Genomic DNA, 1711 nt, shown 5'->3' with positions numbered 1-1711 from the left:
TCGAATATTCAAGACAAAATTGATAATGGGTCTGAAACCAGTGTTTACGATTTACTGTTATTAATGGGCAGCTCTAGCTATAATGCTACCATTACCAATCTCGTCTCCAACTTACATAAATTACTTATTGAAAAAGAGGAATTATTCTATTTCGCAAAACCAGATAATCGTGCCATCGAAAGAATAGACCATACAATCGAGGTTCAAAAAAAACTACTTCTTCAAAGCCTAAGAGGAACGAAAGACAAAATAATACTGCTGGAAAAATCGCTCGAAGAGAAAGTAAAAACCCTTGAAGACAAGATTTTCAACACACCATCAAAAGAATTAGAATATTCTAGGCTTCAAAGAATCTTTTCTATTAACGAAACCTTCTATTCTATGCTTCAACAAAAGAAGACAGAGTATTCTATATCAAGAGCTGGCTTTGTTTCTAACAATATCATATTAAAGAAGGCATATGAGCCTACTTCTCCTATTTTTCCCAATAAAAAAAATATACTATTAGCCTGTTTGGCTCTTAGCCTCTTTATTGGCTTCGTTTTAATTACTATAAAGTATTTTATGCATGATACCGTATCTAGTCTTCACGACATTAAAAAACACACAAATGCAACTGTACTTGGAGTGGTTCCTGATTATTCAGAAGACATACCGGTCTCACAGCTTTTAGTCGATAAAAAACCCAAATCCATGATATCCGAAGCTTTTCGTTCCATTCGAACTAATATGCAATTTGTCGATAAGGATGGTGACGCTAAAATCATTTCAATAACATCAACTGTTTCTGGAGAGGGAAAAACCTTTATTGCCATTAACCTAGCAGGAATTATTGCTTTCACCGAATTAAAAGTTATCGTCTTAGATTTAGACATGAGGAAACCCAAAATACATGTTGGTTTTGGTATTGAGAACAAAAGAGGCATGAGTACACTCTTAATTGGAAAAGACAAATTAGCGAACTGTATAAACAAAAGCACCTTGCCTAACTTGGATTTCATTACTGCAGGGCCAATCCCTCCAAATCCGTCAGAACTAATTTTAAACGACAAAATGAATGAACTACTTGCTATACTCAAAGAGCAATATGACGTAATTATCTTAGATAATCCTCCAGTAGGTATTGTTACAGATGGATTAGCGAATATTCAAAAAGCAGATATCCCTATATACGTATTTAGAGCTAACTATTCTAAAAGAAACTTTACGGAAGTAGTTAATCGATTGATGTACGAAAACAACATAAGTAATTTATCTATTATTTTAAACCGAGTTGATTTCCAAAAACCAGATTACAACTACGGATATGGGTATGGGTATGGTTACGGTTATGGGTACGGATATGGATATGGGTATTATGAGGACAAAGGATCTGAAAAAAAGTAAATATTAAATGAGATTTAAGGCAACTGCTATTCCCGATGTCGTGGAAATAGAACCAAGCGTGTATGAAGATGACAGAGGTAGCTTTTTCGAATCGTACAGTGAAAGAACATTCTTGAAAAACGGAATTGATATTTCTTTTGTGCAAGATAACCAATCACTTTCCGACAAAAATGTTATCCGCGGACTACATTTTCAAAGGCAACCTTTTGCTCAAGGGAAATTGGTGAGGGTAATAAAAGGTGCTGTTTTAGATATCGCCGTTGACATTCGTAAAGGAAGCCCATATTATGGTAAATACGTGAGCGTAGAGCTTAACGAGCATAAC

2 protein-coding genes are annotated in these 1711 nt (G+C 34.8%); both read left to right on the top strand.

Features of this window, described 5'->3' with window-relative positions; all coding sequences use genetic code 11:
- A partial coding sequence (locus HRT72_06515; GenBank protein ID NQY67360.1) for a polysaccharide biosynthesis tyrosine autokinase occupies positions 1–1386 on the top strand: 1386 nt, incomplete at its 5' end.
- 7 nt (positions 1387–1393) lie between these two features.
- Positions 1394–1711, top strand: a 318-nt coding sequence (locus HRT72_06510) for a dTDP-4-dehydrorhamnose 3,5-epimerase family protein (GenBank protein NQY67359.1), incomplete at its 3' end; no start/stop codon positions are given.

This window comes from Flavobacteriales bacterium (genome assembly GCA_013214975.1).
Taxonomy (GTDB): domain Bacteria; phylum Bacteroidota; class Bacteroidia; order DT-38; family DT-38; genus DT-38.
Note: the sequence above shows the minus strand (reverse complement) of the source record. Positions and strands in the feature narration are given on the sequence as shown.